Annotated in this window: 1 protein-coding gene; it reads right to left on the minus strand. The window is 33.2% G+C overall.

Annotated elements, in window-relative coordinates; translation table 11 throughout:
* The coding region (locus KI356_RS26900) for an ABC transporter ATP-binding protein (protein ID WP_212936971.1) at positions 1-382 on the minus strand (382 nt) is incomplete at both ends.

Consider the following 382-nt stretch of genomic DNA (forward strand, 5'->3'; position numbering starts at 1 on the left):
GCTGTCGGCTCATCTAATATAATAAGTTTTGGGTTTGTTATAAGTACAGATGCAATAGTAAGCCTCTTTTTTTGTCCGTAGCTTAATGCCTGAATTGGCCAGTTACGAAATGGGTATAATCCACAAATTCTTAAAGCTTTTTCGACTCTACTCTCAATCTCATCTTTTGAAACTTTTTTTAATTTTAATGAAAATGAAACTTCTTCTAAAACAGTGGGCTGTGTAATCATTTGATTTGGGTTTTGCATAACGTAAGAAATAACTTCCCCGCGTTTACGAATAGACCAAGAATTTATATTTTCTCCATCGAATGTTATTCTTCCATTCTTTGTTTTATTTATTCCTATAAGAGTATGAGCTAATGTCGATTTCCCTGCTCCAT

Origin of the sequence: Bacillus hominis, assembly GCF_018332515.1 — a bacterium.
Lineage (GTDB): Bacteria > Bacillota > Bacilli > Bacillales > Bacillaceae_G > Bacillus_A > Bacillus_A hominis.